Origin of the sequence: Citricoccus sp. (assembly GCF_035445025.1) — a bacterium.
Taxonomy (GTDB): domain Bacteria; phylum Actinomycetota; class Actinomycetes; order Actinomycetales; family Micrococcaceae; genus Citricoccus.
In genome coordinates this window covers 1-7,551 of sequence record NZ_DAOMPX010000077.1, presented here as the reverse complement: position 1 = coordinate 7,551, position 7,551 = coordinate 1, and the positions used below count along the sequence as shown (strand labels likewise).

Annotated in this window: 7 protein-coding genes; 5 read left to right on the top strand and 2 right to left on the bottom strand. The window is 70.2% G+C overall.

Annotated elements, in window-relative coordinates; translation table 11 throughout:
• Positions 1–173 precede the first annotated feature (173 nt).
• Positions 174–1,637: an alcohol acetyltransferase gene (locus PLJ28_RS14145; protein WP_324590271.1), complete on the top strand. Its 1,464-nt coding sequence runs from the start codon at positions 174–176 to the stop codon at positions 1,635–1,637.
• Complete coding sequence (locus tag PLJ28_RS14140; RefSeq protein WP_324590270.1) at positions 1,634–2,296, top strand: DUF6320 domain-containing protein; 663 nt, start codon at positions 1,634–1,636, stop codon at positions 2,294–2,296. The genes PLJ28_RS14145 and PLJ28_RS14140 overlap by 4 nt, the downstream gene beginning before the upstream one ends.
• Before the next feature lie 74 nt (positions 2,297–2,370).
• On the opposite strand, the gene PLJ28_RS14135 is transcribed toward PLJ28_RS14140, so the two are convergent.
• Both PLJ28_RS14135 and PLJ28_RS14130 read right to left on the bottom strand, forming a co-directional pair.
• Entirely contained in the window at positions 2,371–2,730 is a 360-nt protein-coding gene (locus tag PLJ28_RS14135) for a nuclear transport factor 2 family protein (RefSeq protein ID WP_183525483.1), read from the bottom strand.
• Positions 2,731–2,842: 112 nt separating this feature from the next.
• Positions 2,843–3,433: a PadR family transcriptional regulator gene (locus tag PLJ28_RS14130; RefSeq protein WP_183525480.1), complete on the bottom strand. Its 591-nt coding sequence runs from the start codon at positions 3,431–3,433 to the stop codon at positions 2,843–2,845.
• Between the two features lie 182 nt (positions 3,434–3,615).
• Here PLJ28_RS14130 and PLJ28_RS14125 point away from each other — a divergent pair, with 182 nt between their 5' ends.
• From PLJ28_RS14125 to PLJ28_RS14115, 3 genes are all read left to right on the top strand, one after another.
• A complete protein-coding gene (locus PLJ28_RS14125) occupies positions 3,616–4,821 on the top strand; it encodes an aromatic ring-hydroxylating oxygenase subunit alpha (protein WP_298043584.1) in 1,206 nt (401 codons plus the stop codon).
• Positions 4,822–4,823: 2 nt separating this feature from the next.
• Complete coding sequence (locus PLJ28_RS14120; RefSeq protein ID WP_324590269.1) at positions 4,824–5,819, top strand: PDR/VanB family oxidoreductase; 996 nt, start codon at positions 4,824–4,826, stop codon at positions 5,817–5,819.
• Between the two features lie 89 nt (positions 5,820–5,908).
• Positions 5,909–7,369 (top strand): MFS transporter, encoded by a 1,461-nt coding sequence (locus PLJ28_RS14115; protein WP_324590268.1) that lies wholly within the window; start codon positions 5,909–5,911, stop codon positions 7,367–7,369.
• The last annotated feature ends 182 nt before the right edge of the window (positions 7,370–7,551 follow it).

Genomic DNA, 7,551 nt, shown 5'->3' with positions numbered 1-7,551 from the left:
GCGCTCGAGGAGGCCGGGAATGCGGTGCGCGTCCACCGGGTGGACGGGGCGCTGCACGGGTTCATCGTCCTGCCGCGGTTCTCCCGGTACCTGCGAGAGGCCTACGAGGTGATCGACGCGTTCCTCGAGGACGAGCCGGCCGATGGCGGACGCCAGCGCCCGCGGGAGCCCTCGTGACCCGCCGGACCTGGGTGCGACTGGACAACGCCTCCAACATCTTCCTCGCCGCCCGGACCGACGCCGATCCCAAGGTGTTCCGCCTGAGCGCCGAGACGGACCACGACGTGGACCCGCACCTGTTGCAGGCGGCCCTGGACACCACGTTCGACCGCTACCCGCTCTACCATGCGGTGCTGCGCCGCGGCGTGTTCTGGTACTACCTCCAGGACAGCGACCTGCGTCCCGTCGTCACCGCGGAGGACCAGTACACCTGCGCCCCGCTCTACCAGTCGGACCGGCGGAACCTGCTGTTCCGCGTGGTGCACCATCGCCGCCGGATCATCCTCGAGGTCTTCCACGCCCTGTCCGACGGCACCGGGGCGCTCTGGTTCCTGACCGACCTGCTGACCGCCTACCACCGCCTGCGCTATCCGGATCCGGTGCGCCCGGCCGCAGGCGCTCGCGAACCCCTCGGCTCCGGGACCGGCCCCGGCCTCGCTGACCCGGTCGCCCCGGTCGTCCCGCCCGGTGGCGACGCGTCGGCACCGACGCACGCCCTGAGCGGCGACAGCTTCCGGCACTACTTCCTGCGGCGCCGTCGGCAGGGATCGACGGCCACCGGGTCCGCATTCCGCCGCGAGGCCGCTCCGGCCACCCTGACAGCGGCCGCCGGCACCCCGTCGTCGGGCGCGGCGCTGCGGGGAACCGGCGCGCGGCACAGCAGGCCCCGGACGAAGGTCTACCGGGCCGCGGGTACCCGCACCCCGGACAACCGCACCCGTGCCGTCGAGCTCACGATGCCCGCCCAGGGGGTGCTGGCACTGGCCCGCGCCGAGGGGGTCTCGCTCACGATGTACCTGATCGCCGTGTTCTTCGAGTCCCTGCGCCGCTCCTCCGGTGGGCTGGGTGCGGCCCGGACCCTGGCGGCGTCAGTGCCGGTGAACCTGCGGCAGTTCTTCCCCTCGACCTCGGCGCGGAACTTCTTCGCGACCGTCCGGGTGGACCACACCTACGGCGAGGGCCCGGACGACGTCGGCTCCGTCAGCCGGCAGCTCGACGGCCAGTTCCGGCCCAAGGCCTCCCCCGAGGCTCTGGAGAGGAAGCTGCGACGGTTCATCCGCTTCGAGCGGACGCCCGTGCTGAGGATCCTCCCGCGCCCCCTGAAGGACCTGATCCTGAAGCTGGTCAACGGGGGCACCAACCGGGGACTGAGCGTCGCGGTCTCGAACCTGGGCCGCGTGAGCCTGCCGGACCCGGCAGCCTCCCACGTGGGGCGCATCCTGTTCCACGTCACCGCGGTCCGCCCGCAGTTCTGCGCGATCTCCCACGCCGGCCTGCTCACGATCACCTTCACCTCGCCGTTCACGGAGACCGCGCACGTCAGGGACTTCGCCCGCATGCTGACCGCGCGCGGGGTCGACGTGACGGTCGCCGCGGCCCGGGTGACCGAGGACGAGCTCGCGGAGGGGGAACCGTGAGGCGCTGCGCGCAGTGTGCCGTGGACGTGGAGGGCCACTGGACGCGGTGTCCGCTGTGTGCGGCTCCGGTGGCCGGCGAGGCGGCGCCGAGCCCGCTGCCGGCGGTGCCCCTGAACTTCTCCCGCCGCCGGGTGTGGAAGGCCCTGTTCCTCACCTCCCTGGCCGTGATCCTGGCGTCCTTCCTGGCCCAGCTGCTGTTCGGGGCGGCCGCGGACATCGGGCTCGTGCGGTCCGTCTGGCTGGGCCTGACCGCCATGTGGCTGGTGGTGCTGATGGCCGTGCGCAAGCGGCGCAACGTCGCCAAGGGCACCGTGTACCTCGTGGTCCTGATCGGCCTGGTCTGCGTGTACTGGGACTACCTCAGCGGGTGGAACGGCTGGTCCCTGACCTACGCGGTGCCGGCCCTGTGCGCGTCGGCCATCATCGCCGTGCTGATCACGGTGCGGGTCATGCGGACCGAGGTGGGCGAGCACATCCTCTACAGCGGGCTGACCGTCCTGCTGGGCCTGGCCCCCCTGGTGTTCCTGGGCCTCGGCTGGGTGACCAACCCGGTGCCCTCGGTGGTCTGCGGGGCGCTCAGCATCTGCGCCCTGGTGGTGGTGCAGGTGGCCCGGGGCGCGGAGGTGCGCCACGAGCTCGCCAAGCGCCTGCACGTGTAGGCGCCTGGTGGCCTCGTGGTCCCGGGGTGGGCTCCCGGGGTCGTGAGCGTGGATGGGACATGGCCCGTCCACGATCACTCGTCCCAGACCTGCACCACGTTCTGCCGGGTGATCAGTCCCGCCGCGATGTCCGCCGTGCAGGCGCACCACACGGTGGTCCCGTCCGGGTAGCGGCACAGGGTCGTCAGGGCGACCCGGTCCTCGCCGACCACCGGGTCGACCACCCGATGGGTCATGTCCCGGGAGTAGGTGTCCTCCAGCCAGGGACGGATCTGGTCCTTCCCCGTGAGGACCTGTGGCGACCTCGGTGGATGGTTCCGGTCGACGATGGTCACCTCGGCGTCGTCGGCATAGGACCCCAGCAGGGTCTCGGCGTTGCGTTCCTCCGTGGCCCGGGTGAAACCGGCCAGGTCGAAGGCTGTGTTGGCGTTCATGGCTGTGTCCTGGTGTTCGGGCCCTCCGCACGGCAATTCTCCCGCTGCGGGGCACCGTGGGCAACGGCCGCGGGCCGTGGTGGAGGACCTGGTCCGCGGTGCCGCCCGACCCTCATCCGAGGTCGCCGAGCTCGTTCAGCAGCGCCAGTCCGCGGCGGGCCCAGGCGATCTCCTGTTCGGCCTGGTCCACCGTCCCCCCGTGCGCGAACTCCTTGAACCGCATGATGCGCTCCCGCTGCTGCGGAGCCGTGGTGGACAGCCGGCGCTGGAGGGTGGGCTGGCTCTCACTGCGGATCTCATCGATCACCTGCTGGGCCAGATCCCGTTGGTGCTCGAAGTGGGCGATGTGGGACTCCAGCTGCCGCCGGGCGTCCCCCGGGTCCGCCCACTCGAAGTAGGCGGCCTTGAGTCGAGCCGGGTTGCGGACCGGAACGTAGGCCAGCGGTTCCCGCTGCCAGGCCCTCAGTGCCTCGTAACCCTCCGGGGACACGGAGTACTCCGTCTTCGTGGCCCCCTTGGTCCCCCACGGGACCTGGCGTGCGGTCAGCAACCCCTCGGCCTGCATCTTGCGCAGCTCCGGGTAGATCTGCGAATCCAGGGCGTGCCACACGTGACCCACCGAGGAGCCGAACTGACGGCTGGCGTCATAGCCGGTCAACGGGCCCGCGGACAGCAGGGCCAGCAGTGCATGGCGGAGACTCATCGCCGGACAACCTCCTCGTGATGTGGCGCACTTGGAAAACTCCGGCACCACCCCTTATGGTGATCCACATTACCAAATAACTCAGCCCTGAGTGAGTGCGCCCGTCAAAATAACTCAGGACAGAGTTATTGCTCGTCGGCAGGCACCGCCCCCTTGCCGGGCACCATCCGCTAGGAGTCACCATGACCACCACCGTCCAGGCCCCCGCTCACGCCCCCACACCGCTGGCGCCCACCGGGGCTGCCAACACCGAGGGGGCCACCACCTCGGCCACGATCTTCAACCACCCGCTCAACGCCTGGTACGTTGCCGCGTGGGACCACGAGGTCACCTCGAAGGGAATCCTGGCCCGCACCATCGCCAAGCGGCCCCTGGCCCTCTACCGCACCCAGGACGGCAAGGCCGTGGCCCTGGCCGACGCGTGCTGGCACCGCCTCGCGCCGCTGTCCCAGGGCAGGCTCGTCGGCCGCGACGGGATCCAGTGCCCGTACCACGGGCTGGAGTACAACTCGGCCGGTCGCTGCACCAAGATGCCGGCCCAGGAGACCGTGAATCCCTCTGCCGTGGTGCCGTCCTTCCCGGTGGTCGAGCGCTATCGCTACGTCTGGGTGTGGCTGGGTGATCCCACCCGGGCCGATCCGGACCTCGTCCCGGACATGTTCCAGATGGACAGCCCCGACTGGGCCGGGGACGGACTGGTGATCGAGGCCGACTGCAATTACCAGTTGATCCTGGACAACCTGATGGACCTCACCCATGAGGAGTTCGTCCACGCCGGCTCCATCGGCCAGGAGGAGCTGAGCGAGTCCGACTTCGAGGTCACCCACTCCGACCGCACCGTCACGGTCACCCGCTGGATGTACGGCATCGACGCCCCGCCGTTCTGGCTGAAGAACATGCGGGACAAGTTCCCCGGTTTCGAGGGCAAGGTCGACCGCTGGCAGATCATCCACTACGAATACCCGGCCACCATCCGCATCGACGTGGGCGTGGCCAAGGCAGGCACCGGTGCGCCCCAGGGCGACCGCTCCCAGGGGGTGAACGGTTTCGTCATGAACACCATCACGCCCAGGACGGACCGGTCCTCGCACTACTTCTGGGCCTTCATGCGCAACTACCGCCTGGACAGCCAACTGATCACCACCCAGCTGCGTGACGGCGTGCACGGGGTCTTCGGTGAGGACGAGGCCATGCTCAAGGCCCAGCAGGAGGCCATCGACGCCAACCCGGACTATGAGTTCTACAGCCTCAACATCGACTCCGGCGGCATGTGGGTCCGCCGGATCATCGAGAAGGCCCTGGCCGCCGAGGGCCGCCCCACCGCGGCCCCGGCCGGAAAGTCCCCGACGTCGGTCACCGGCGTCCCCGCCCAGGGGCGGGGTCGCTGATCATGGGCCACGCCTCCGCGAGCTCCTGGCAGGACTCCGTCGTCGTCGCCGCCACCGAGGTGGCCGACCGCATCCGTCGCATCACCCTGCGCCCCGTACGGCCACAGGCCGTCCGGCCCGGTGAGCACGTCGACGTGCGCGTGAGGATCGACGGCACCGAGCACCAGCGGTCGTACTCGGTGGTGGACGCCACCCAGGACGGCTCCGAGCTCTCGCTCAGCGTCTTCCACACGCCCACCTCCCGCGGCGGCTCGACATTCATGCACACCCTCACCGCCGGCGACCGGCTGCGGATCACCACCCCCCAGCAGGACTTCCCGCTGCGGATCGGCGCGCAGCGTTACGTGCTGCTCGCCGGCGGCATCGGCATCACGGCCCTGGTGGACATGGCCCGGGTCCTGAAGCGGGTCAAGGCCGACTACCGCGTGGTCTACGTGGGACGCACCCACGAGGCCATGGCCTATGCCGAGGACCTGGTCGCCGAGCACGGGGACCGCATCACCCTCCACACCGACGACACCGACGGACGGTTCGACGTCCAGGCCCTGGTCCAGGGGATCGGCCACGGCACCGAGCTCTACATGTGCGGTCCCATCCGCCTCATGGACGCGGTCCGCCGGGCCTGGGCCGCCACCGACCTCGACCAGACCAACCTGCGGTACGAGACCTTCGGCAACAGCGGCTGGTTCGACCCCGAGCCGTTCCGAGTCCGCATCCCCCGCCTGGACGTGGAGACGGTCGTCGGTCCGGGCGAGTCCCTCCTGGAGGCCCTGGAACGGGACGGCGTGGAGATGATGTCCGACTGCCGCAAGGGAGAGTGCGGGATCTGCCAGGTCAAGGTCCTCGACGTCCAGGGACAGGCTGACCACCGGGACGTCTTCCACTCGGACCGCCAGAAGGACGCCACCAAGACCCTATGCCCCTGCGTCTCGCGGGTCGCCTGCGGCGGTACCGCTCGTGCTGCCGGCCCCGCCGTGCTGACCATCGACGTCACCTGAGCGTCGACGATCCCCTACAACTCCCGTCGCCGAAGCGGCCGGGCCCACACCGGGCTCAGCCCCAGACCAGACCCAGACAAGGAACACCCGTGGAGGCCCAGACCCCCCACACGCCGGCCACCCAACCCCAGGAGGCCCCCACCGCGGTCCCCCGGCGGGACCTCAAGCAGGCCATCGAGACCAGTCCCATGTCCGCTTACCAGTGGTTGCTCGTCGCCGTCGCCACCTTCCTCAACGCCCTCGACGGCTACGACGTCCTGGCCATGGCGTTCACGGCGACCTCCGTCACCGAGGAATTCGGCCTCAGCGGCGGGGAACTCGGCACCCTGCTGAGCACCGGACTCATCGGCATGGCCGTGGGTTCCCTCGTGGTGGGTCCCCTGGCCGACCGATTCGGCCGGCAGCGACTGCTGATCTCCGCCCTGGCCGTCAACGCCCTCGGTCTGGGCCTCTCGGCCACGGCCGGATCGGCCGTGGAACTCGGCGCCTGGCGTGTCATCACCGGGCTGGGCATCGGCGGCATCCTGGCCACGGTCACCGTGATCGTCAGCGAGTACTCGAACCGGCGTCACCGCGGCATGGCCGTCAGCATCTTCACCGCCGGCTACGGGGTGGGTGCCACCCTCGGTGGCATGGGAGCCACCCAGCTGATCCCCGCCTTCGGCTGGCGCAGCGTGTTCTTCGTCGGAGCCGTGCTCACCGTCGTCGCCGTGTTGCTGGTGCTGGCCTTCGTCCCCGAGTCGGTGGACTTCCTGCGGTCCAGGCAGCCCGCCAACGCCCAGGCGAAGCTGGACCGCATCGCCCGCCGTACCGGGCAGACCGGTTCCTTCGGACTGGGGACCGCAGCGGAGGCTTCGCACCGCGGCAACGGCCCCACCGGACTGCTGGACCGGCGCTACCGGACGTCAACGGTCCTGCTGTGGGTTGCGTTCTTCCTCATCATGTTCGGCTTCTACTTCGCCAACTCCTGGACCCCCAAACTGCTCGTCGAGACCGGCATGTCCGAACAGCAGGGCATCATCGGCGGGATCATGCTGACCCTGGGCGGCACCTTCGGGTCCCTGCTCTACGGTGTCCTGACCACCAGGTGGAACCCCCGGCTCACCCTGGTCGTGTTCACCGTGCTCTCGGCCCTCACCCTGGTGCTGTTCATCACCACCACCTCCATCCCGCTGGTCGCCTTCTCCAGCGGCGTCCTCGTGGGCATGCTGATCAACGGTTGCCTCGCGGGCCTCTACACCGTGGCCCCGCAGGTCTACGGCCCGCAGTTGCGCACCACGGGCGTGGGCTTCGCCATCGGCGTGGGCCGGGCCGGTGCCATCCTGGCGCCGATCACCGTCGGTTTCCTGCTCGACGCCGGCTGGTCGCCCACGCAGCTCTACATCGGCGTGGCGGTGGTCGTCCTGGCGGCGGCCTTCGCTGCCTTCGGGCTGCGGCCGTACCAGGGCAACCCGTCCGGAGCGTCAGGTGCCGACGGGGACCACCCGGCCGTCGTCAGCTCGGGGTCTCCTGCCGCCCCGTCCCGCGAAACCATCACACACGACGAGTAGGACCAGTGATCCACCGGGTGAGGGGCGCCACCGGGCCCACGACAGGTCTCGGGCATGGCGGGCGATCCCGAGTACGTGAGACCGGTTCATGGCGGCAGCCCTCTCGTGGGGCCTTGACAGAGTCCGCCCCGCGAAAGTGCGGTTGGGCTCGCGCCCATGCGGGATGTTCGCATACGGCCCCG

Excerpts from the sequence above, each read along its gene's own strand:
- PLJ28_RS14135 (WP_183525483.1), bottom strand. The coding sequence starts at position 2,730 with ATGAACGCCAACACAGCCTTCGACCTGGCCGGTTTCACCCGGGCCACG.
- PLJ28_RS14130 (WP_183525480.1), bottom strand. The coding sequence starts at position 3,433 with ATGAGTCTCCGCCATGCACTGCTGGCCCTGCTGTCCGCGGGCCCGTTG.
- PLJ28_RS14125 (WP_298043584.1), top strand. The coding sequence starts at position 3,616 with ATGACCACCACCGTCCAGGCCCCCGCTCACGCCCCCACACCGCTGGCG.
- PLJ28_RS14120 (WP_324590269.1), top strand. The coding sequence starts at position 4,824 with ATGGGCCACGCCTCCGCGAGCTCCTGGCAGGACTCCGTCGTCGTCGCC.